At 45.5% G+C, this 23,537-nt stretch carries 16 protein-coding genes and 1 tRNA gene; 14 read left to right on the top strand and 3 right to left on the bottom strand.

Features of this window, described 5'->3' with window-relative positions:
- The first annotated feature begins 436 nt into the window (after positions 1–436).
- The 7 genes from HUX74_RS03465 to HUX74_RS03435 all read left to right on the top strand — a co-directional run bounded on the left by HUX74_RS03465 (position 437) and on the right by HUX74_RS03435 (position 11,422).
- The gene (locus tag HUX74_RS03465) at positions 437–1,645 is read left to right on the top strand and encodes a site-specific integrase (RefSeq protein WP_117966224.1); all 1,209 of its coding nucleotides are present in this window, start codon (positions 437–439) and stop codon (positions 1,643–1,645) included.
- 544 nt (positions 1,646–2,189) lie between these two features.
- Entirely contained in the window at positions 2,190–3,452 is a 1,263-nt protein-coding gene (locus tag HUX74_RS03460; RefSeq protein ID WP_138344758.1) for a DUF3575 domain-containing protein, read from the top strand.
- Between the two features lie 14 nt (positions 3,453–3,466).
- Positions 3,467–4,453 (top strand): DUF5119 domain-containing protein, encoded by a 987-nt coding sequence (locus HUX74_RS03455; protein WP_252195242.1) that lies wholly within the window; start codon positions 3,467–3,469, stop codon positions 4,451–4,453.
- Between the two features lie 21 nt (positions 4,454–4,474).
- A complete protein-coding gene (locus tag HUX74_RS03450; RefSeq protein WP_117601192.1) occupies positions 4,475–5,686 on the top strand; it encodes a fimbrillin family protein in 1,212 nt (403 codons plus the stop codon).
- A 117-nt stretch (positions 5,687–5,803) separates the two neighbouring features.
- Positions 5,804–6,766, top strand: a complete 963-nt coding sequence (locus HUX74_RS03445) for a fimbrillin family protein (RefSeq protein ID WP_174646215.1) — start codon at positions 5,804–5,806, stop codon at positions 6,764–6,766.
- A 24-nt stretch (positions 6,767–6,790) separates the two neighbouring features.
- The gene (locus HUX74_RS03440; RefSeq protein ID WP_117966218.1) at positions 6,791–8,062 is read left to right on the top strand and encodes a FimB/Mfa2 family fimbrial subunit; all 1,272 of its coding nucleotides are present in this window, start codon (positions 6,791–6,793) and stop codon (positions 8,060–8,062) included.
- 30 nt (positions 8,063–8,092) lie between these two features.
- Positions 8,093–11,422, top strand: a complete 3,330-nt coding sequence (locus tag HUX74_RS03435; protein ID WP_226791131.1) for a DUF4906 domain-containing protein — start codon at positions 8,093–8,095, stop codon at positions 11,420–11,422.
- A 1,050-nt stretch (positions 11,423–12,472) separates the two neighbouring features.
- On the opposite strand, the gene HUX74_RS03430 is transcribed toward HUX74_RS03435, so the two are convergent.
- Both HUX74_RS03430 and HUX74_RS03425 read right to left on the bottom strand, forming a co-directional pair.
- Positions 12,473–12,700, bottom strand: a complete 228-nt coding sequence (locus HUX74_RS03430) for a hypothetical protein (RefSeq protein WP_117601196.1) — start codon at positions 12,698–12,700, stop codon at positions 12,473–12,475.
- 65 nt (positions 12,701–12,765) lie between these two features.
- Positions 12,766–12,839: transfer RNA gene (locus tag HUX74_RS03425), tRNA-Ala, on the bottom strand.
- 103 nt (positions 12,840–12,942) lie between these two features.
- Between HUX74_RS03425 and HUX74_RS03420 the strand changes: the two genes are divergently transcribed.
- The 7 genes from HUX74_RS03420 (at position 12,943) to HUX74_RS03390 (ending at position 20,822) form a co-directional block, all read left to right on the top strand.
- The gene (locus HUX74_RS03420; protein WP_005826379.1) at positions 12,943–13,248 is read left to right on the top strand and encodes a DUF4286 family protein; all 306 of its coding nucleotides are present in this window, start codon (positions 12,943–12,945) and stop codon (positions 13,246–13,248) included.
- Positions 13,245–13,814, top strand: a complete 570-nt coding sequence (gene ruvC, locus HUX74_RS03415; RefSeq protein WP_005826381.1) for a crossover junction endodeoxyribonuclease RuvC — start codon at positions 13,245–13,247, stop codon at positions 13,812–13,814. The genes HUX74_RS03420 and ruvC overlap by 4 nt, the downstream gene beginning before the upstream one ends.
- A 34-nt stretch (positions 13,815–13,848) precedes the next feature.
- Positions 13,849–15,846 (top strand): type I pullulanase, encoded by a 1,998-nt coding sequence (gene pulA / locus HUX74_RS03410; protein ID WP_174646214.1) that lies wholly within the window; start codon positions 13,849–13,851, stop codon positions 15,844–15,846.
- 10 nt (positions 15,847–15,856) lie between these two features.
- The gene (locus HUX74_RS03405; protein ID WP_174646737.1) at positions 15,857–17,329 is read left to right on the top strand and encodes an ATP-binding cassette domain-containing protein; all 1,473 of its coding nucleotides are present in this window, start codon (positions 15,857–15,859) and stop codon (positions 17,327–17,329) included.
- Positions 17,330–17,432: 103 nt separating this feature from the next.
- Positions 17,433–18,089, top strand: coding sequence for a fructose-6-phosphate aldolase (gene fsa / locus HUX74_RS03400; protein ID WP_005835793.1), 657 nt, complete (start codon positions 17,433–17,435; stop codon positions 18,087–18,089).
- 115 nt (positions 18,090–18,204) lie between these two features.
- Positions 18,205–20,103: an LTA synthase family protein gene (locus HUX74_RS03395; RefSeq protein WP_005835796.1), complete on the top strand. Its 1,899-nt coding sequence runs from the start codon at positions 18,205–18,207 to the stop codon at positions 20,101–20,103.
- 32 nt (positions 20,104–20,135) lie between these two features.
- On the top strand, positions 20,136–20,822 hold the full coding sequence (locus tag HUX74_RS03390; RefSeq protein WP_117866962.1) for a phosphatase PAP2 family protein: 687 nt from the start codon (positions 20,136–20,138) through the stop codon (positions 20,820–20,822).
- Here the strand turns inward: HUX74_RS03390 and HUX74_RS03385 are convergent.
- Positions 20,813–23,350: a carboxypeptidase-like regulatory domain-containing protein gene (locus tag HUX74_RS03385; RefSeq protein ID WP_174646213.1), complete on the bottom strand. Its 2,538-nt coding sequence runs from the start codon at positions 23,348–23,350 to the stop codon at positions 20,813–20,815. The two genes, HUX74_RS03390 and HUX74_RS03385, sit on opposite strands and share 10 nt — an antisense overlap.
- Positions 23,351–23,537: the final 187 nt, after the last annotated feature.

The raw sequence follows: 23,537 nt of genomic DNA, 5'->3' as shown, positions 1-23,537 counted from the left end.
TTGGTTTCCTCAACAAAAGACAAGACGGTATCTTTACCTTCAGTTGATTTTGCTCCCGATATCGAACTTGGCACTAAACGTACAGTCTAGTGATAGTCACCGAAGGATATTCAGATTATCGGTCTATTCTTTCAACCGGCACGAATATGCAATCCAAATTCTTAATTGCCATTGATCTTTGTCCTTGCAATTTTTATATGAAGAATCTTTTGGAAAAATGTTTTGAAGCTTGTTTTTTCGTTATCTTTGAGCACAGAAAGCTTTTGATTTGCACGAATATACACTTTATAATTACGCCATTAAAGCGACGTTTTTTTAGATAAAGCATCTTTTATCAGTCAAGAATAGTTTAGCAGGAAGTATACATAACAGTTTGAAGTATTTTGAATTGCTTCTTGTTTTTATAATTCTGTATTAAACTAATAATTGATTGTTTATGACTAGTGTAAAAGTAAAATTCAGCCCTTCATCCATTATCCTCAAAGAGGGAACGCTTCATTATCAAATAATCCATCATCGTAAGGTACGACATATCCGTACCGGTTACAAACTGTTTTCAAGTGAGTGGATTTCTGCTTCCGGTGAAATCGATGTCTCGGCAGGAAGTGGAGAAGATCGAAAAAACTATCTTATTGCGTTAAAAAAGCAAATTGATAAAGACCTTGTTAAAATAGAGAAATGCATCAACCGTTTGGTTCAGGAAGATGCTCCTTTCACTGTGGAACGCATCATAGAGCTTTACACTGTTCCTGAAGGAAATTACACTTTCCTTTTATACGGAAAAGAACTGCTGGTTGAATTGAGGAAAATAGGCAAGGTACGTACAGCGGGTACCTATCAGAGTGCCTTGAATAGCTTTGAACGTTACTTGAATAACCGTGGTGATGTCTCGTTGGATGCACTGGACTCCAATCAGATGATAGCTTATGAAAGCTGGCTCAAAGGGAATGGCATTTGTCCGAACACCAGTTCCTATTATATGCGTAATCTCAGAGCTATCTATAATCGTGCGGTAGAACAAGGTTTTGTTGCCCAACAAAATCCTTTTAAGCATGTATATACTGGCATTGATAAAACAAGGAAACGTGCTGTATCCTTAGATGTGGTTAGGGAAATACGAGACTTAAATTTGACGAAAAAATCACTGGTCTTTGCCAGGGATATCTTTTTATTCAGCTTTTATACACGTGGAATGTCCTTTGTGGATATGGCATTCTTGAAAAAGAAAGACCTGCAAAATGGGATCCTTACTTACCGGAGACATAAAACCGGTCAGCAATTGTTTATCAAATGGGAAAAACCCATGCAGGAACTCATTGATAAATACGACACCTCTGATATTCCCTACCTACTACCGATTATTCGAAATAATGGTATGGACGAATGGCATCAATACCAAAATGAAGCGCACCGTATCAACAGAAATTTGAAACACATTGGCAAACAGATGGGTTTGGGTATTCCACTTACTACTTATGTTGCCCGCCATGCATGGGCCAGTATTGCTCAAAGTAAAAATGTCTCTTTATCTGTTATCAGTGAAGCATTGGGACATGATTCGGAGCAAACCACCCGAATTTATCTTGCCTCTTTAGATGCATCTATTGTAGACACGGCAAATAGTCTCATTTTGATGTCTATATGAATAAAGTGATTTATATAATAATCATTAACGAATATGACAAAAGAATATCAAAGCCATTCAAAAAGATACATATCTTCATAAGAGATGTACATCTTTAGTTATAAAACTTGAAATAGAGTAACCATCGTAACTTTATCTTCATAAGAGATGTATATTTCGTTTGCAAAGATACAAAAAAACTAAAAAATAAAGTAAAAAATAAACTTTTTTTGTGGCTTTCTTATGATTTGTTTCCCAAAATGTTCAACATAGTGTGTAAAATAAAAAACAATCACTCTAATATACACTCCTGAATGGTTTTAGTAATCAGTCAATTACTATTTATGTATTCGGAAGACGTACCTCTCTTATGAAGAGAGGTCTATTTACCATGGAGAATTGGTGGAGTAAATATGCCTAAGTCATGAGAAAACAGCTTGTAAAAAGCGAAGGTGTTTTGGTAAAATGTCATAAGCACTTCAAAGTATATGCCCTCCACAAAATAAACAGTGATGCTTTTCTCCTAGAGGTGTATTGGTAATGTGTACACAAATATGGAATCAATATGAAAGCGAATAAAATCTTACTTGTATTCCTGATATTTTATGTAGGCCATATCCAGGCACAAGAGATACAGGATTCGGTAAAAATCTATTTCAGACAAGGATATTCTGTATTGGAACCATCCCATAGAAACAACAGAGAAGCGTTGGACCGGATAGCAGACAGTCTGCGGACAAGCTATGCGGACTCTGTTTACCAACTGAAACGTATCCAGGTAGTGGGTGGAGCATCACCGGAAGGCAGCATTCTCCTAAACAGACGTTTATCTGTAAAGCGAGCCAATGTGCTGTTTGACTATCTTTCACGTTATGGAGAACTACCCGACTCCTTGAAAACGAACGTGTTCCTCGGGAGAGACTGGAACGGTCTAATCCGTTTGGTGAGTGATGACTGGGAACTACCCTACCGGAAAGAAACGCTACATTTATTGCATGAATTGGCAGAGGATGCGGCAAATGACAATCTTACAAAAGGTGACCATCTGCGACGGATACAGCAACTGCATGGTGGGGCACCTTATCGGTATATGTATAAAAAATATTTTCCGGAGTTGCGCGCCTCCCGGTTATATCTATGGTATGAGAAAGTATGGAATCCTATTGCCCCCATGCCAATGCCTCCCTTCAAGCTTCCTATACCCGAACCAAAACCGACAGAACCTCTCCCCCTTGTCCCATACATACCTACGCAGCCACGTAAGCTGTATCTTGCCGTAAAGACAAATATGCTGTACGACGCATTGCTCGTACCGAATATCGGTGTGGAATTTTATCTTGGCAAAGACTGGAGTATGAGTGCTAACTGGATGTATGCCTGGTGGAAAACAGACCGGCGGCACTGGTACTGGAGAACTTATGGCGGTGACATAGCCATTCGGAAATGGTTCGGTAAGGCCGCCAAGGAAAAGCCTCTTACGGGACATCATGTGGGACTCTACGGGCAGATTTTTACTTATGATTTTGAAACAGGGGGAAAAGGCTATATGGGTGGAAAACCCGGAGGAACACTCTGGGACAAAATGAACTATTCCACAGGTGTGGAATACGGCTACTCGTTGCCGGTGGCATACAGACTGAATATTGACTTCACTATCGCTGTCGGGTATTGGGGGGGGACCTATTATGAATATACCCCCATAGACAACTGCTACGTATGGCAGGCTACCAAGGAGCGGCACTGGTTCGGCCCTACTAAGGCGGAAATATCGCTGGTATGGCTGATTGGCAGGGGAAACTTCAACAAAGGGAAAGGAGGCAGACGATGAAAACCGGAATACGAATGACTGTTTACACACTGCTGACCATGATTCTTTTCTCATGCGAGCACAAGGAACTCTGTTTCCATCATCCGCATGTGGCTACGGTCAGAGTGGATTTTGATTGGAAGAACGCTCCGCAGGCCAATCCTGAGGGAATGTGCGTGTATTTCTATCCTGAAGAAGGCGGATATCCGGTCCGGTTCGATTTTGCAGGGAAAGACGGAGGACCGGTAGAGATTAAAGTAGGAAGGTACCGGATGCTCTGTTACAATAATGACACGGAGTCTTTACTGTTCAGAGGTATGGAAGGATTTGACACCCATGAGGGATATACGCGGAACGGTAACGTTTTTGAGAGTATTTACGGTAACGGTGCCCATTATGCGCCTCCGGCCAAAGGTTCGGAAGACGAGCGTGTCGTCATCTGCCCTGACATGATGTGGGGAAGTAACGCCCGAAATGTGGAAATCACCGAATCAGGGCTAAGTTATGAATGTGTTCCCTTTACAGACAAAGACAAGGTCGAATGGATAGAAAGTAGCGAGCATGTCATCACGCTTTATCCTGCCGAACTGATATGTACCTACACCTATGAGGTCCGTAATGTCAAGAACATGGAGTATATGACGCAGGCTTGCGGGTCATTGTCGAGCATGGCTCCCTCCATGCTGTTTGCCAACGAGGAACTGGACAGGGAGTGTGTCACAGTCCCCTTCGAAACAGAACTCCACCCCGAGAGTTCGAAAATGACCGGTAAGTTTTATACGTTCGGTCATCATGAAGAGAATGCCCGTCCGCACAAAATGATGTTTTATGTATGGTATTCCAATAAGGAGAAATTCTATACAACCTTTGATGTGACTGACCAAGTACATAAAGCACCGGACAGGAAGCATGTGCACATCATCATTGATAATGCGGACTTTCCGGAACCGCTTCCGGACGAGGGGGGATTTGATGTGGAGGTTGATGATTGGGTGGAAGTCGAAAACGATATCATTATGTAGTTTTTTATATCTTTTAATGTTATGCAGACGAAATCAATTCTGATGGCACTATCGGCCATGGCATTGGTAACGGCATGTACCAATGATGAAACGATAGAAATGAATCAAGGTGACGGCATTACCTTTAATACCGTGGCAGGAAAAGCTACCCGTGCAGGAAGTGAAGCTACTACGACAAACAGTATCAAGGACTTCCACGTGTATGCCTTTACACAAGGACTGGAGTATATGAATCATGATGTGACGAAAGCAGACAACACATGGACATACGGTGATACCAAATTCTGGCCGGAATCAACTGTGGATTTCTATTCTTATAGTCCGATGGATACGAAGAATGGTAATGTTGACATTACAGTAGATGGCGACAAGAAAATTACCGGCTATGAGGTACCCGGCGATGAGGACCTGCTTTATGCCTTGAACCTGGCTGAAAAGAAAGCCGAACATGAGGGCAAACAACCGGTTACGGTCAACTTCCGCCATGCCCTGTCACAGATTGTATTCAGAATCAAGAACACCAGTTCCAACCTGACAGTGTTCGTAGACGCAGTGAAAGTGGAGGGAATAGAGAAACAGGGTACATTCTCCTGGCCGACTTTGAGCACTACTACCCGATGGCAGGGAACTGAACAAGATACGGAAACTGACAACTCATGGGGAACATGGGATATCGCATATAACAAAGAGAACGCAAAACAGAACCACTATGACGCTGAGATTACTCCGATTATGGAACCAGGCTTTACAGGTTCTGAAGAAGCACCTCTACGGGACTTGACCGTTAAAATAGGTAAAGACTACAAAGGACTGCTCCTTTTGCCGCAGACATTGAATCCCTGGATTACGAAGACCGGTGGAACAGATGAAAATCCGGAGTACAAAATCACGGGGACAGCACGTGTGCTTGTTAAATGCAAGCTGGTAGATACGGCATCTGATGTACAATTGTGGCCAGACAAGGACTCACAAGAGGAAACCGCATGGGTGGGCGTCTCCCTGGTAGGAGAACCTAAGGACATAAGCGGAAAAAACGAACAAGTCTGGAAGCAGGGCAAGCGTTATGTTTATACCCTTATCTTTGGTGAGGGCGGCGGCTTTAACCCTGATCCCGAAAATCCGGATCCTGAACCTGTTTTGGTTCCTATCACATTCGACGTAACTGTGGATAACTTTGTTGAATATCCTCAGGACCTCGATGTAAGCGTTCCTGATTCAAACCCCGGAAAATAAACTGAACCACCGCAAACCTGTCTTTTCCATCCGTCGGGTTGCGGAAATATAACAGACCGGGCGGGGTTGAATGTTCCCCTCCCGGTCACTACTTATTCAAATAAAAAATAAATGCCTATGCGACTTAATTTTAAAAAGGATTTTCTTCTTGTTACGGCCATGTTGGTCGCTGCCGGCTGTTCCGATAGCATGACGGGAGAAAACAATCCGGAACAACAGGTGCCGATTGCCTTTGGCACACAAGTTGCCACCCGCGCCGTGGTGGAAAGTGACAAGGAGGGCATGGATAATTTCACACTGTGGGGATGGGTACGGGAAAGCGACGGGCCGAAACTGTTTTTCGATGCCGCTTCGGTTACTCCGTCGGGAAACTATGGCGAGAAACGTTTCTGGGCTGTAGGCAGGCCTTATGACTTTTATGCGGTGCATCCGGAAGAAATGAAAGAGATTGGTGTCGCTACCGAAGTTTCCTGCAACGACAAGGGCGAACTCAGGGTTACGGGTTTTGATTCTTCCGGAATGGGGAAGGATGCAGTGGATTTGATGACGGCAACAGAGACAGACGTGACTTATGAGGGTGGCGGAACGATGGCGCCCGTGCTTCTGGCATTCAAACATGAACTGGCACAGGTGAAATTAACTGTCCGTACCGGAGAGAAGCAGGCGGAAGTGTCGGACATCAGACTTTTCGGTGTGGACTATAAAGGTGACTTGCTGTGGACGCCGGAAAACTCGACATGGCAAAACCGGGTGAAATGTACGGAAGAGAAAACTCCTTTCGTACGCAGCGGGAGCGTGCGGATAGAAGCCGGAAGCAGCGCTACCGTGCTGGATGGCGTATTGCTGTTGCCGCAGCCGGTGACGGAGGATGTGGCGGTAACCTTTAAGTATGCCTATGCCGGCAAACCGCTGTCGGAGGCAAAAGAAGCGATGGTATACCTGGATGCGGCCCTGACAACGGAATGGATAAAGTCGAACACTTACCATTATAAAATAACGCTGCCTGCTGCCGATGTCGACATTACTGTCAAAGTGAACGTGGGCGATTGGGACAGCAAGGATATTTCGGCAGATTGGTAATCTCATAAACAGGAAGGAGAAGATATGAAAATCCTGAAATACTCATATATATGTATGTTTTCCGCAACGGCGGGGATAATGACGGCTTGTGCACCGGACGGGCAGGAAGGGATGTTTCCCGGAAAGGGAGAACCGGTGACGGTGAAATTTTCAATCGATACAAGGGCGGCAGAAACGGATGATTTCGACTCGCAGGTGAAGACGCTCAGGGTGTATGCTTTCCAGAATGGCAGCCCGGTGGGGTATTATTATGGCGGGGAGGATGTGCCGGCTCATACTTTTAAATGGAAATTGCCGAAAGGAGAAGTCTGGTTTTATGCAGTGGCCAACGAGCAGGAGGCCGGAGAACTGCTTTGCGAAAACAAGGGAGACATTTTTGTACTGCCCGGTGAGACTGTCGGGGGAGTACATCCGGTCGAAGGCTTGGAAGTAGTGCCGGACAGACTGGAGTCTTTGACTTTCAGCCGGCTGCCGGAAGCGGAATATGTGTCGGGCGGAACGGCAACAGACAAGGATGAAACGGGAAAAAAATACCGCTCTGCCATTGTGCCAATGACCTGTAAGTATCGTGGAACAGTTACGCACGATAATCAGGAGATAAACCTGGAACTGAAACGCAGCATAGCGAAGCTACAGCTTTACTTTGCCAAGGCGGATGTGGCAGACGCCGGAGAGGGGCAGCTCTATATGGGGCGCGGGTTGTATCTCTACAATATGCCGGAATACGGGTATCTGTTTCCGAAAGAGAAGTACGAATATACGGGAGATTTCAATTTTCTGGAGGGAGCCGGTGAAAATTCCGACTCGAAGAATCAGAAGAACGGCAAGGTAATTCTGAGTGCGGGATGGCCGGAGGAACCGGAAATCGCTCCGCAAGAAGGGACACCGGAATATGAGGAGTATGAAAAGAACTTGCAGGAGAAGACCCATATCAACGAGATTAAGGCTTTGGCACATGCCGGGAATACAGACACGAAAAACTTTCAGTGGATGCCAGCCAAACCGATTTATCTGTTTGCCAACTCCAATGAAATTGCAGACCGTTATCCTGAGAATCCGTCAGCTGAGAGTTCAAGGGGATATTATCTGAAAATACTGTCGCATGAACATAAAGTGGGAAGTGACGGTACGGAAGGACATGAGGCTGATATGCAATATGTAGCTTTGCCCGAAGTGGAAGCCAACATGAACCTGCGGCTGTTTTCCGTTATTTCCATGCACGGACACGTGGCTATGACAGCACATTGGATGATTGTTCCGTGGGAAACCGGAGGCGGAGATGTGGAATTTAATTAGGCAGACGAATAACAGACAAAAATATACAGCATGATGAAAAAAACAGTGAATCATATTCTAGTGGCGGGACTGTTGGCGCTCCTGTCGCTTGCATCTTGCACCGATGAGTTCATCGAAGGAAACTACTTGCAGGGAGTAGACCGTGACAAGCGGGTGGAGGTGAGGCTTCCGTTCGGTGTGGGACGTGGCATCACTACCACGATTACAACCCGTGCGGCAGGTGGAGAGATTGATTATGACTCCCAGCTTTCGGGCGTGATGGCTTTTGTATATGAAGCGAAGAGCGACAATCCGGAAGAAAATGAGTTGTTGGCCTATCATCTGTTCTCCAATCCGTCCAATAAGCCGCTGGAAGGTGCTACCGGCGGATGGATCGCCGATAATGACGACCCTACATGCGGTGAAATCAAGTTCTATGTTCCGGTGGGTGATGTATACATCTATCTGTTGGGCAATGCGCAAAGTTCGTTCCTTAATTTCTTTCCGGGAGTATCGGGTGGGGATGCGCTGGGCACTCAGGCGGAGTTTTTTGAAAAAGCAACCCCGAAGTGGAACGGAAATATACACAGCGTAGACGGTTATCTGCCGCTTACGGGTATGGTGAACAACAATACAGGATTATGTCATGTGAACGAACAGGGACAAATCAGTTATACGGATGAAGAGGGAAAAACTCATATACTGTTGCCGGACGGTAAACACGATGAAGACAACTCGTTTGTGCTGAAACGCCTGATGAGCAAGATTACAATGAATATCAGGGAAGGTAAAGGAGTGAAGTTTACGGCGCGAGATTACACGGTTCGCCATATACCTCATTATGTGTCGCCCACCGCACAGGCGTGGACGGAAGAAGAGCGGGACCGTATCCTGGTGGAAGATGCCAAGCCGGTGAATTTCGGTTTACTGGATTCTCTCACTTTTACTATATACCTGCCGGAGAACATACGCAAGGTAAGATCCGGCGTGGAGATTACCGAATACAGGCAGCGGGATAAGGTGGTGAAGACTGCCGACAATAAAAATACGGAAGAGACCGCTCCCGATGATTTTCATGCTGATAATGCCGATAATCACAAAGGGCACTACAAGTTTGAGTTTGCTCCGAAAGCTTCTACTTATATTGAACTGACCGGATGGTTTGAAAATGCAGACAAGACGGTTGCTGCCGATGTCCGTTATTATATCCATTTGGGTAATTTCGGGAAAGACCTCAATCACTTCAGCGTGGAGCGCGACCATCACTATACGTATAATGTAACCATCAACGGAGTGGATGATATAGTGGTGGAAGTGGAAGATGAGAACGAAAAGACTCCGGGAGCGGAAGGAGTGGTGTTCAAGCATGAGGCTTTCGCACATATCGATGCCCATTTTGACCAGGTGGAGATGAAATTCATGCGGAAAGACATTGAGAATGGTGTCTATCTGTATACCGACACACCTTTCGGGGTCATGGGGGTGATGTATTATCCTAAAGGTACCCCCGACGGAGGTGCGGAAGGCAAATGTGTATCCGTGAGCAGTTTCGGTATTACCAAAGATGTGGCACAAGGCTATCTGGCGTGGCTGGAGTTTGCGAGAGAGAAGACACCGGATAACTATTTCTATAATGGAACAAAACCGGATAAAGAAAGCCCCTATCTCCTGGAATACTATCATCCTGACAAGGTGAAAAGTGTGTTCGATGCGCTCGATGAGTTTTATGCAAGCAAGGAGGATTCGGCGTACTACACCTGCTTTGTGGATGAGAACTTTTATGAGAAACATCCCGACCCGCGTATTACGGCATCGGTGCATCTGAAAGATTTTATCAACTGCAAGGACCGTATCTTCTCGCTTGCTACGGACCTCAAGTTCAGCCAAGATGGTAAGAGCGCGGTGTCGCAGTCGGTTTATACGCTGAAACAACGTTCCATTGCCTGCTTCTATGATATGAACGATGAGACTCTCAATAAATTCGGCTTGGAGTCGGTGGAAGAGCAGACGGCCATCCTGTATGAGCCAGAATCGGACCAGAGGGAAGTTTGGGACGGCAGAAAGAATACTTGGCAAAAGCTGGATGGTCAGGTTGGAAATTGTAATATACATGGTATGGAATGGGGGCTTAAAACATCACCTTTCCTATCCGGTTTTATACTGAGGAAAGATGGAAGTCTGAAGGAATCCCGACCGATTAGCGGACAGGCCGACGATCCGGTTATCATGCTGATACGTAACCGTGATTTGAACGGCAACGGCTATCTGGACGAGGAAGAACTGCGCTGGTATGTACCTGCCATAGGGCAATTGGTGGGTATGTGGCTGGGAGAGCCTGCCATGGCAAAAGAAGCCGCCTTGTGGAAAGCGTCTTTCGATATATATATAGGAGCGGAAGGGAAAGAGATAACCGACAATCCCGTACAGGGATATACGGCCAGTACACACGGTTCTTATTCCACAATATGGTCGGAACTGGGAGGATACATAAGTCATACGTATCTGAGACACATGATTAGTGTGAGGAGCTTGGGAAGCGGAGTCGTGAGTGGCAGGATGGACAGGGAAGTTTCGTCTCCTTATTACAAATACGATGAAGCAAGCCGTACGCTGGAAGTCTTTTTGGCGGACGAAGCCATGCGCTCGTTCAGTTACCGGGAGCTTCAGCCCCATAACGAACGCGATACGCAGAACCGTCTGTACAAGAAATTCCAGCTGGCACAAGAACCCATGCTGATGGATACGATTGCGGAATTTGAGTGCACTGACCCGAGTCACCTGAGATTTGATAAAGATACTCCCAGTAAGGTAACATGGACAGGTACGACATTGAAACTTATTGAGATAGACAATGCCAAACGAGATAAGTTTACCATAGCCCAAGACTATCACGAAGCAGGAGACGGAGTGACCCCCGCCGGAGCGTGGCGCTTGCCCAATGAACGCGAACTGACATTGATTCAGCTGGCATTCAACTTCTTCCAGGATGAGGACAACCTGCCTTTCTCGCCCATGGTGAAGCCGGGAGACGAGGATGCCGTAGGTGATGCTTACGGCTGGTACAACCCACTCAGTCTGACATGCGATTTAAGTGATAAAAGGAATCATAACTTTAAGCACCGGCTTTGCGCCGTGTTCCATTGCCGTACGGCGTATTCTTACAGCCGCTATTATCCCGGTAGACACGAATATACGCCTACCGGCTACATACTGAACTATTGGAAGACCGATTCGGAAGGGGAGTTGCTGAAAATTCGCCGGGTAGAAATGCATATGATGCGCTACTATTCAGATGAGAGAGGCATGGTGGAGGAAGACAAGGAAGAACGGAAAAAATACGGCAGAGCCGGTGTGTTCTGTGTGCGCGATGTGAGATACTGATCTGTAGGAATAATCGGATAGTTTTCCTTCAAAGAATCTATTCGAAAATGCCAGAGATTGTCAAATTGCATATTTGGTAAAAGATTGTGGGTTTAAGTATGCCGATGAAACATTCCATCATCGGCATACTCATTTTTTAAAAGCATACTTTTTAGCATGATTAATTTGTAAAGTATCAATAGATACGCTACACTTTTTCTTTTCGTAGGCAAATCTTAATCCGTATCTTCGTAGCATGAAAGAAGATATACGGAAAATACGGATGCGCCAAAAATGGCTTGAGCTATATGGTTAAACGGGTTCTATGACAAAGACTGCCCTTCGGCGAGGGATTCCTGTTTCACGTTATACCCTTGGATAAATCGTGAGAAAGAACAAGGCAAGTCGGATTTGTCCGATAAGTCTAAACGTCCATCAAGACTTGCCAATGTGAAGATAACACCTGAAATTGAAACCACTATCCTTAATCTGCGTGAGACGAGAAGATGGGGGAGCGCAACGGATTGCCAACTATCTGCTTAGGAAGAGAATAAAGCTCTCAGCCATGACGGTGTGGTATGTGTTAAAAAAGCATCAAGTCAAGACTGTTGTGAAACGACGTAAAAAGTCAGCCTGTACACGATACAGTAAAGAAATTCTAGGAGAGAGGGCTCAGCTGGATGTAATGAAAGTACGAAACGGGGCATACCAGTTCACAGCCATAGATGGTTGCACCCCTTTGAGAACTATTCGTGTATATCCCAATAAAAAAGCAGAAAGTACAATTCATTTTTAAATTCATAAAACATAGAAACAAGAAAACTCTTATTCAATAAGCTGTGAACAATCAAAATATATTGCGGATTGTTTTACGCTTTTAAATTCATCGGTCGGGGAACGGCCAGCGCTCTTGTCGGGACCACCCGTCCCGACAAGAATAAAAATTCGCTAATGTAGCAAATCTGTTGTTATGGCACAGATAAAACTTACATCAATGATATTTTGATTTGGTTATTAAGGATCATATTATTATTTGATTCTAGTTTAGGAAGCAGTTTACTTACTTTGGCTTTATTCTTCTCCCATTGATTGGGGTACCTTACATCTTGTAGATGTACGCACTTGTTCGTTTTTGATTTTTACTATGAAGTAAAACATTATTGATTTTGTCTCTTTAGGTTTTACTAGGTTATGGTAGGGGGGTATCTTTTGGACAAAACATTGTTTGATTTCATTGTTTGAAATCATTGTTTCAGCTTTCTTAATAGAATCATTATTTGATGTTTCAGAATGTGCCATAATAGGGTGTTCTAGGCATATAGGCATAAAATAAGACACACAACTATTGCTGTATGTCTTACTCGTGGAGCGTATGAGACTCGAACTCATCACCTCGACACTGCCAGTGTCGCGCTCTAGCCAGATGAGCTAACGCCCCGTTGCCAACGTTTGCAGGCTTGCTTTCGTTTTTGATGGTGCAAATATAATGCATTATTCTGAAATAATTGCTATGTTTGCGAAAGAATTTGAAAAAATAAGTTATGCTGATATATAATACCACTTATCATGTAGAGGAAGGAGAAGACAAAAACTTCCTGATATGGATGCAGGAACACTATCTTCCCGAGGTAGAAAAGAACGGAACATTGTATGCTCCACGTATAGCCCGTATCTTGAGTCATATTGAAGAAGGAAGCATCTGCTATTCTGTTCAGTTTGAGGTGGAAAACTCTGCCAAACTGCATCGTTGGCATCAAGAGCAAGGAGTGAAACTGAACGAGGAATTACTGAATATCTTTAAAGATAAAGTGATTGGCTTTCCTACATTGATGGAGGTAATAGTGTGATACAACCGGTCAAAGAGAAAATAATATTGGGTATAGACCCTGGTACCACCATTATGGGGTATGGAGTATTGCGTGTGGCAGGTGTCAAGCCGGAAATGATAGCCATGGGAATTATCGACCTCCGCAAATTTGGAGACCACTATCTGAAGTTACGCCATATTCATGAACGGGTACTGAGTATCATAGAGAGTTATTTGCCTGACGAGCTCGCTATTGAGGCCCCTTTCTTCGGAAAGAATGTACAGTCCATGTTGAAGTTGGGGCGTGCGCAAGGCGTAGCAATGGCAGCTGCTTTGAGTAGGGATATTCCCATTACGGAATATGCTCCTTTAAAAATAAAGATGGCCATCACCGGAAACGGACAGGCATCCAAGGAACAGGTGGCGGACATGTTGCAGCGTATGCTGCATTTTCCTAAAGAGGATATGCCTACTTTTATGGATGCAACGGACGGGCTTGCTGCTGCCTATTGTCACTTTCTGCAGATGGGGCGTCCCACGGTGGAGAAAGGCTATCATGGCTGGAAAGACTTTATTGCCAAAAATCCGGATAAGGTGAAGAAGTGATAAGAATTGAAATGTAGAATCTAAAAATAATATCATGAAATTGAATGAACTTGCTATCATTGGAGTGGCTGCAACGACGGTTGTAAGCTGCACTCCCGCGAAGACGGAGTATGCTTCGTACGAACTTTACCCTGTCCGTTCGGGTAGTCTGACAGAGATGGAATATACACCTGCTGCCACGCAATTCACATTGTGGGCACCTACGGCGGATGAAGTTCGCCTGATGTTGTTCGAAGCAGGAGACGGAGGGCATGCCTATGAAACTATTTCAATGGAATCCTCTGAAGAAGGAACTTGGAAAACTAAAGTTGAAAAGGACTTGATAGGTAAATTCTACACATTCAATGTGAAAATCAATGATAAGTGGTTGGGGGACACTCCGGGTATCAATGCCAAAGCTGTAGGGGTGAATGGAAAGCGTGCCGCCATCATCGACATGAAATCCACGGACCCCGAAGGATGGGCAGATGATAAACGTCCGGCATTGGCCTCTCCTGCCGATGTGATTCTTTATGAAATGCACCATCGTGATATGTCCATCGACCCGTCGTCGGGTATTGAGCATAAAGGAAAGTTCCTGGCATTGACAGAACAAGGAACGGTAAGTCCCGACAAGCTGGCAACCGGCATTGACCATCTGAAAGAATTGGGAGTGACACATGTACATCTCCTTCCGTCTTATGACTATGCCTCCGTTGATGAGACAAGGCTGGACGAGAACAAGTATAATTGGGGATATGATCCGCAGAACTACAATGTGCCTGACGGCTCTTATTCTACCGACCCCTACAAACCGGATGTTCGTATCCGGGAATTCAAGCAGATGGTGCAGGCTTTGCACAAAGCAGGTATCCGTGTTGTTCTGGATGTGGTGTATAACCATACTTTCAATACATCCGACAGTAATTTTGAACGTACAGTGCCGGGATACTTTTACCGTCAGCGACCGGACGGAACGTATGCAGACGGTTCGGCTTGTGGCAATGAAACTGCCAGCAACCGTCCGATGATGCGTAAATACATGATAGAGTCTGTATTACATTGGATTAATGAATATCACATTGACGGATTCCGTTTTGACTTGATGGGTATCCATGACATCGAGACAATGAACGAAATCCGTAAGGCGGCAGCGTCTGTAGATCCGACCATATTTATATATGGTGAAGGATGGGCGGCATCGGCTCCACAGATGGCGGAAGATTCTCTGGCAATGAAAGCCAATACTTATAAGATGCCGGGTGTTGCTGCTTTCTCTGACGAAATGCGTGATGCTTTGCGCGGTCCGTTCAATGACAATCATCAAGGTGCTTTCCTTGCCGGATTGCCGGGAGGAGAGGAGAGCATAAAGTTTGGTATTGTAGGAGCCATCAGGCATCCGCAAGTAAATAATGACTCTGTGAATTATAGTAAGGCTCCGTGGGCGGAACAACCTACACAGATGATCAGCTATGTTTCCTGTCACGATGATATGTGCTTGGTGGATAGGCTGAAAGCAAGTATCCCGGGTATTACTCCCGTAGAATTGGCAAAGCTTGACAAACTGGCGCAAACAGCTGTATTCACTTCACAGGGTGTACCGTTTATTTATGCCGGTGAGGAAGTGATGCGTGACAAGAAGGGAGTGCACAATAGTTTTGAGAGTCCCGATTCCATCAATGCGATTGATTGGAGACGAAAGGCGGAGCATGCAGATGTATTTGCTTATTATAAAGGTTTGATACAGCTTCGTAAGAAGCATCCGGCTTTCCGTATGGGTGATGCGGATTTGGTGCGTAAGCATTTGGAATTTCTACCGGTTGACGGCAGCAATGTGGTGGTTTACCGTCTGAAAGAAAATGCCAACGGTGATGCATGGGGAGATATTATAGTAGTCTTGAATGCCCGTAAGGAGCCTGCCAAACTTACCGTACCCGAAGGTAAATATACAGTGGTCTGCAAGGATGGCTTTATCAATGAACAAGGTTTGGGCACACTGTACGGCCCCGAAGTTGTTGTTCCGGCCCAATCGGCACTGATTATGTATAAATGATGATTGGATGATGCAGCAACATACAATACACATAGCGGGGGGCGTAGTACGCAACCCGCTTGTTCGTTTGACAGAGCCTGTCACCCTTGATTTTCTGGCAGGAGAACACATTGCTATTGTAGGACCGAACGGAGCCGGAAAGAGCCTCCTGGTGGATATGCTGACGGGAAAGTATCCTTTGCGTGATGGTGAGCTTACCTATGATTTCTCTCCCTCCCTCACGAAAACTGCCTATGACAATATCAGATACATTGCCTTCCGTGATACTTACGGTTCTGCCGATGCCAATTATTACTATCAACAGCGTTGGAATGCCCACGACCAAGAGGATGCTCCGCTAGTACGCGAAGTGCTGGGAGAGGTAAAAGACGATGCCTTGAGACGGCAGCTATTTGAACTTTTCAGCATAGAGCCGATGCTTGACAAGAAAATCATTCTTCTCAGCAGTGGGGAGCTGCGCAAGTTTCAGTTGACTAAAGCTTTGCTGACTGCTCCCCGAATTCTTATCATGGACAATCCTTTCATAGGGCTGGATGCGCCTACCCGTGAACTGCTTTTAAATTTGCTGGAGCGGCTTACCCGGCTAGGCAAGTTGCAGATTGTTCTTGTGCTTTCCATGTTGGATGACATACCTTCATTTGTTACACACGTTGTGCCGGTAGAGGACATGAAGGTGGGCGAGAAGATGGAACGTGAGGAGTATGTGCAGGCATTCCGTGCGGGCAATCAGATGCGTATTCAAGAAGAGGCCGGAGCGTTGGAGGAATTGCAGCGGCGTATTCTCGATTTGCCCTACGAACATGCGAATTTCACTTCGGACGAAGTGGTGAAATTGAACGGGGTTAGCATCCGTTACGATGACCGTACCATTCTGAAGGAGCTGGATTGGACAGTGATGCGTGGTGAGAAGTGGGCGCTGAGTGGCGAGAACGGTGCCGGCAAGTCTACCTTGCTTAGTTTGGTTTGTGCGGATAATCCGCAGTCATACGCCTGCGATATCAGTCTTTTCGGACGGAAGCGCGGAACGGGGGAGAGTATTTGGGAAATCAAGAAACACATCGGTTATGTCAGTCCGGAAATGCATCGTGCTTATCTGAAGAATCTGCCTGCCATAGAGATTGTCGCTTCCGGTCTGCACGACAGCATCGGATTGTATAAACGTCCTCATGCCGAACAGATGTCGGTATGTGAGTGGTGGATGGAGATTTTCGGTATTGCCGCCTTGAAAGACAGTCCTTTTCTGCAACTCTCCAGCGGGGAACAGCGTCTGGCATTATTGGCACGTGCTTTTGTCAAGGACCCGGAACTGCTGATATTGGATGAACCGCTTCATGGACTCGATACATACAACCGCCGTCGGGTCAAGAAGATTATAGAGGCATTCTGCCATCGTCGGGATAAAACGATGATTATGGTAACCCACTATGAGAATGAATTGCCGCAAACAATTACTAACCGTTTATTCTTGAAGCGAAACCGCTGACCGGATAATAATTACGTCAAGCAAAGATAATAAAGGACTGGCGGGAACCATTTATGGTGTAAATCGTTATATTTGTAATATCAACCATCTAAACATTTATATCATGAAGTTTTTTATTGATACGGCAAATTTGGAACAGATTCGGGAGGCCTATGACTTGGGCGTACTCGACGGAGTTACCACTAATCCTTCGCTTATGGCAAAAGAAGGTATCAAAGGAGTGGAGAACCAGCGTAAGCACTATGTGGACATCTGTAATATTGTGCAAGGCGATGTGAGTGCCGAGGTGATAGCTACCGACTATGAAGGCATGATTAAAGAGGGTGAAGAATTGGCAGCCTTGAATCCGCATATCGTAGTGAAGGTGCCTTGCATTGCAGAAGGTATCAAGGCCGTTAAATACTTCTCGGGCAAAGGTATCCGTACAAATTGTACTCTGGTATTTTCTGTCGGTCAGGCATTGCTTGCAGCCAAGGCAGGTGCAACGTATGTTTCTCCGTTTGTGGGGCGTCTCGATGATATCTGTGAGGATGGCATTGCATTGGTTGCGAAGATTGTAGAGATGTACCGTTATTATGGATATACCACCCAGGTACTTGCCGCCTCTATCCGTCATACGGCACATATCATGCAGTGTATAGAGGTGGGTGCTGATGTGGCTACTTGTCCGCTTTCGGCCATTAAGGGTTTACTTAATCATCCGCTGACCGATTCCGGTCTGAGGAAGTTCCTTGAAGATTACAAACGCGTGAACGGATAAACTTAAAATATCCTATAAGCCTATCTTTCAATGTAATTATTGACTAATATTGGTGAGAAATAGAATAAAAAGATTTATTTTTGCGCCTTATATTTAGATATACAATAAGGCACCGATGAAAGATAGGCTCATAGGATTTATTAAGACATACTGCTTGTTTGTCTGCATTTTTGTGTTGCAGAAACCACTGTTTATGCTGTTTTACAAATCGCTGTACCCGGATGCCTCGTGTGCGGACTGGTTCAGTGTCATTTGGCATGGGTTACCTTTAGACCTATCTCTGGCTGGTTATCTGACAGCTATTCCCGGTTTTCTTTTCATAACCTCTGTATGGACACTTTCTAAATCCCTTTATCGCATCTGGTGCAGCTATTTCCTCTTCATTTCAGTACTTATCTCCATAATTTTTACTGTCGATTTAGGATTATACGAGTATTGGGGGTTCCGTTTGGATGCTACTCCGTTATTCTATTTCTTTTCCTCCCCTAAAGACGCAGTGGCCAGTGTCAGCATTTGGATGGTGCTGGGGGGAATTGTGGCAATGGCTGTTTATGCTGTCGTGCTGTATGCTGTTTTCTACGGCATCTTGCTGCAGAAGAACCTGTTGCTGCGGATGAAACTGCCTTATCGTCGCCTGAAGGTGTCAGGTATATTGTTGCTGATGACGGGGCTGCTGTTTATTCCTATCCGTGGAGGCTTTACAGTATCTACCATGAATGTGGGGAAAGTCTATTTCAGTGCCGAGCAGCGTCTGAACCATGCAGCTATCAACCCTGCATTCAGTCTGATGGAATCTCTTGCCAAGCAGAAGGACTTTAGCAAGCAATACCGTTTTATGGAAGCTGCGGAGGCCGACCGGCTTTTTAAAGACATGCTTGAACCCGCAGTTGCCGGTGGTCAAACGGAAGAGACGGATTCTGTGCGGCAATCTGCCGATTCGCTGCATACTTTATTCAATACTCAGCGTCCCGATGTACTCTTTGTGATTCTTGAGAGTTTTTCCTCTAGGTTGATGACAGCTTTGGGAGGTGAGCCGAATATTGCCATCCATCTGGATAGCTTGAGTAAGGAAGGGGTGCTCTTTACGAACTTCTACGCCAACAGTTTTCGTACGGACCGTGGACTGGTGGCTATCTTGAGTGGCTATCCTGCCCAGCCCACTACGAGTATTATGAAGTATCCCCGTAAAACGCAGTCCATTCCTGCCATTGCAGGCAGCTTGCGGAAGGCGGGTTATGGTACCAAGTATTATTATGGCGGTGATGCCGACTTTACCAATATGCGTTCCTACCTGATGTCATCGGGCTTTGAAGATATTGTTTCCGACCAGGACTTTCCCGTAACGGAACGTTTAAGTAAGTGGGGGGCGCACGACCATCTCGTATTCAACCGTCTGCTGGAAGACTTGAAAACCGAAGCTGCCGAAGGAACTGCAGAAGAGAAAACTCCTTATTTCCGTGTCTTGCAGACCTCCAGCAGCCACGAGCCTTTTGAAGTACCTTTCCGTCGTCTGGAGAATGACCGGCTGAACGCCTTTGCCTATACGGATAGTTGTGCAGGCGATTTTGTAAGACAGTTCCGTGAGCTCCCCCAGTGGAAGAATACGGTGATTGTGTTTGTTCCAGACCACTTGGGAGCTTATCCCGAACATATCGACAATTTGTCGGTAGAACGCTACCGGATACCTCTGTTGATGGTGGGCGGTGCCATCCGAGAGCCGAGGCGCATTGACGTCTATGGCTCGCAACATGACATTGCAGCCACGTTGCTGGCCCAATTGGCGCTGCCCCATGAAGAGTTTGTTTTCAGTAAAGATATGCTTAATCCCGCTTCCCCTCATTTCGCGTTCTTTACCGTACCCGATGCTTTCGGTATGGTGACAGCGGACAACCAGGTGATATTCAATTGCCAGGCAGGTGCTGTGGTAGTGGATGAGGGCACGGCAAAGGGAAAGAACTTGCCGTTGGGCAAAGCCTATCTGCAGAAATTGTATGACGATATAGCAAAAAGATAAAGGAAGATAATTAAAGTATAAGAGTATAAAGTATGACAGCACTTATGGATGTCTTGCAAGGGGCGATAGATATAGACACAAACATATTCCTTTTCATCAATGGGATGCACAACACCTTTTTCGATTACTTTATGAGTGCCTACAGCGGTAAGTGGGTCTGGGTGCCGATGTATGCTGCCATTTGGTATGTGATGCTGCGCAACTTCCATTGGAAAGTGACTTTGTTCTGCATGGTCGGTCTGGCACTCGTAATTACCATTGCCGACCAGACGGGGGCAACATTGATACGCCCGTATGTGGAACGCCTTCGTCCCGCCAATCTGGAAAATCCCATATCCGACATGGTGCATATCGTAAACGGACATCGAGGAGGGCGTTATGGATTCCCCTCCTGTCATGCTGCCAATACTTTTGGCCTGGCATTCTTTGTCTGGTTTCTTTTCCGTAAACGATGGCTCACTGTGTTTATGATGGGATGGGCGTTGCTGACCTGCTATTCACGTATCTACTTGGGAGTGCATTATCCGGGCGATCTCATCGCGGGAACATTGGTTGGATTGATTGCCGCATACATTGTATATCGCCTTTTCTTGAAAGTCAGCGGGTATAAGACCATGAAGAAAGTCCCCCATATTTATGCTCCCATATTGGTGGGCGGATTGACGATAGTTGGGATATTGATATATTCCACGGTGATGATATTGCAGGCTCAGAACTGATGATTTATCGTCACCATTGCTTCCCTCGGACGTATATTTAGTCGTGAAGTGTAGCTTTGCGTGGTGGAATACGTTGTGTAAGCATACTCTTTTTTGTTGAACAGGTTGTTGAGGCTTGCTTCCAATCTCCATTTTTTTCTTTTATAGATAAGGGATGCATCTGCGAACACGGTGTTGAGATGTGCGTCCCCTCCTAAGTCATTCCGGTAATGCTCGCCGGATAGCCGTAGGTCTACCTGCCCGATACTGAATGTGAGATGTAGCCGTTGTACGAAGTCCAGTAACGGGGTGAGACGGGTATCACTTCCTATCTTACTGCCGCCATAGCCTAATGTGGCATGATATTCCGCTTCAAAAATATCTGCGGGAGACCAGATTATTTTAGGCTCTGCTTTCAGATAATCATAACGATAGGTCTGCAGAAGACTTTGCCGGTTACCCTCGCTGTCAGCCAGGCGGGTAAGCTGTTCGCCACTGCTGCGACTGAGTAGTAGGGTGAGTGAGGTTTTCAAATGCCAGTCGTATATACCTTTGGACAAAGTACTGCTGAGATTCCAGCTATCGTTATGGTTCGGTAGTTCACGACGAGTGTAGACAATGGCATTTTCGGAAACACTCTGTTCGAAAAGAGTATTCCGGTTGCTGCGGCTGTAGGTTAGTGCGGCAGTGATGAAAAATTCCTGTACAGTGTTTTTGTACTCTCCGTAGAGATTGTAGGTTTGCGTGAGGCTGGTAGGGAAAAGTCCGTTGCCGTCTCGCCAGGTGCGGTAATCAGTTTGGTAGAGTCCCGGATACAAGTCGGAGAAGTCTCCTGCCGAGCGTTTCAGACTGCCATAAAGGGAGAACGTCCAATGATAATCCAGTTTATAGCGCAAATACATGGACGGATTGAAGAACAGGAACGAACGCTGTTGTGAGAAATACCGATCTGCTTTCAGAGGAAGCGAAAGTGTAGCCAGCCATTTTCCACGTTCCAGCTGGAAGTAGGGGGTAATATACAATGACAGATGCGAAGCATTGAAATCATTGGGCTGTCTTGTCGGAGTATATTTCAGGGTAGCCCGTTCTCCTTGTATTCCTGCCTTATATTGTTGGGTAAATCCATCATACTTTCGTAGATATGCGGCACTGTTATCTGTGTAGAAGTTGTGCTGGTTGAATTTACTTTTTCCTTCTTCGAGTAGTAAGGATGCAGGCTGGTAAGCATACTGTGTCGTCGAACGAAATTCCCAGGTTCCGCTTTCCCGGTTTCGGATAAGATTGAAGTAGTTTCCGGCACTTAGCTGTGACGTTTGCAGAGTTTGTCCCAGTTCCTCCGAACGTCCGCGATTTATTTCTCCGTCTACGGTGAAGCGGTTGGATATATAATTCCGGCTGCTGTTATCTTCATAACGCAGTTCCAGATTAGCGATGTCACTTCTCAGACGATAATGGTAGGTTTCGTCTATTTGTATGGTATCTGTCGGTTGATAATAGATTTGGGTATTTCCCCGTTGCTGTCGGATTAGCTCATGAGTATATCCGGCTTGCAGGCGTAAGCTGCGGTCATCATTCCATTTGTACATACGGTTGCCGTTCAGGGTGTGGGTTTCATTGAATAATAAGCGATTCTTGTCTAATGGTGCGCTGATGCCCGGCTGGGAGAGAAAACCGGAAAGCGGAACTTGTTGCTGGCCATTTCCGGTCAGTTTGGTTTGCTCGTTGCTGAGGTCCTTGCCATTGTTATTCGTCTTGTAATTATAGACACTCTGTTTTCCTTTACCCAGTTGAAGGGCATTCAGTCTGCCTTCCCACAGGATTTTGTTGTTGTCACTCCATCCGGTTCCCAGAGTACCGTTTGCTATCCATTGATCGCGTGCTTTCGGGTCGAGTTTCAGGTTTAATGCCACTTCGTCGGAATTGATTTTTCCTTTCAAGGCCTTTACTGACTGATAGTTCTCCATGATTTCCGCACTCTTTACGGCTTTGGCGCTCAGATTGTTGTTGATTTGGTTATAACGTCCGCCTGTCACGTCCATTCCTTCCACAAAGTAGTGGTCGATGGCTTTCCCTTTATACTTAACCTGTCCGTTTTCATCTACATCCACGCCCGGAAGTTTCTTCAATACATCCTTTATGTGCACATCTTTAGATGAAGCAAACTGTGCCAAGTCATATCTCACCGTATCTTTTCGGGTATTGATACGTCCGGGACGTATTTGTACTTCTTTTAATACGATGGCTTCCGGTTGTAGGCTGAGATTCAGGATTCCTGCCGCATTGATATTCCGCATTTCTCTCTTATAGCCTAACAAAGAAATATTGAGTTGCAGCATTCCGCTATGCTTCCACGGCAAAGAAAATTGTCCTTTGGCATCGGTCAATGCATAGTCTATCGTTGTGTGTCCGCGTAATACACTAATCATTACAGCTTCCAGCGGTTGATTGGTTTCTGCATCTGTTATCTTGCCGCTCAACGTCTGGGCGTAGGTAGGCGACAAGAAACTAAAGAGAAACAGGAAAAATAGAATGATAGTTTTTTTATTCATACACTGCAATAATTGATTGTTTGGCAATTGAAGTTTGTTGAAATTTTTATACGATTATGACAATTTCGTAATTTATTGATTATCAATGTGTAAAAAGAAAATATTTAAGTATACGACTGAATGGCATTCACTATACGACTGAATAGGGTTCAGTATACGACTGAAATGCATTCAGTATGCGATAGAT

It is taken from the genome of Bacteroides sp. Marseille-P8574 (assembly GCF_902825465.1).
Taxonomy (GTDB): Bacteria; Bacteroidota; Bacteroidia; order Bacteroidales; family Bacteroidaceae; genus Bacteroides; species Bacteroides uniformis.
Note: the sequence above shows the minus strand (reverse complement) of the source record. Positions and strands in the feature narration are given on the sequence as shown.

Coding starts and splice junctions, on each gene's coding strand:
- pulA (WP_174646214.1), top strand. CDS start 13,849: ATGAAATTGAATGAACTTGCTATCATTGGAGTGGCTGCAACGACGGTT.
- HUX74_RS03455 (WP_252195242.1), top strand. CDS start 3,467: ATGACTGTTTACACACTGCTGACCATGATTCTTTTCTCATGCGAGCAC.
- HUX74_RS03440 (WP_117966218.1), top strand. CDS start 6,791: ATGAAAATCCTGAAATACTCATATATATGTATGTTTTCCGCAACGGCG.
- HUX74_RS03430 (WP_117601196.1), bottom strand. CDS start 12,700: ATGGCACATTCTGAAACATCAAATAATGATTCTATTAAGAAAGCTGAA.
- HUX74_RS03450 (WP_117601192.1), top strand. CDS start 4,475: ATGCAGACGAAATCAATTCTGATGGCACTATCGGCCATGGCATTGGTA.
- fsa (WP_005835793.1), top strand. CDS start 17,433: ATGAAGTTTTTTATTGATACGGCAAATTTGGAACAGATTCGGGAGGCC.
- HUX74_RS03445 (WP_174646215.1), top strand. CDS start 5,804: ATGCGACTTAATTTTAAAAAGGATTTTCTTCTTGTTACGGCCATGTTG.
- HUX74_RS03465 (WP_117966224.1), top strand. CDS start 437: ATGACTAGTGTAAAAGTAAAATTCAGCCCTTCATCCATTATCCTCAAA.
- HUX74_RS03390 (WP_117866962.1), top strand. CDS start 20,136: ATGACAGCACTTATGGATGTCTTGCAAGGGGCGATAGATATAGACACA.
- HUX74_RS03420 (WP_005826379.1), top strand. CDS start 12,943: ATGCTGATATATAATACCACTTATCATGTAGAGGAAGGAGAAGACAAA.
- HUX74_RS03405 (WP_174646737.1), top strand. CDS start 15,857: ATGCAGCAACATACAATACACATAGCGGGGGGCGTAGTACGCAACCCG.
- HUX74_RS03385 (WP_174646213.1), bottom strand. CDS start 23,350: ATGAATAAAAAAACTATCATTCTATTTTTCCTGTTTCTCTTTAGTTTC.
- HUX74_RS03435 (WP_226791131.1), top strand. CDS start 8,093: ATGATGAAAAAAACAGTGAATCATATTCTAGTGGCGGGACTGTTGGCG.
- HUX74_RS03395 (WP_005835796.1), top strand. CDS start 18,205: ATGAAAGATAGGCTCATAGGATTTATTAAGACATACTGCTTGTTTGTC.
- HUX74_RS03460 (WP_138344758.1), top strand. CDS start 2,190: ATGAAAGCGAATAAAATCTTACTTGTATTCCTGATATTTTATGTAGGC.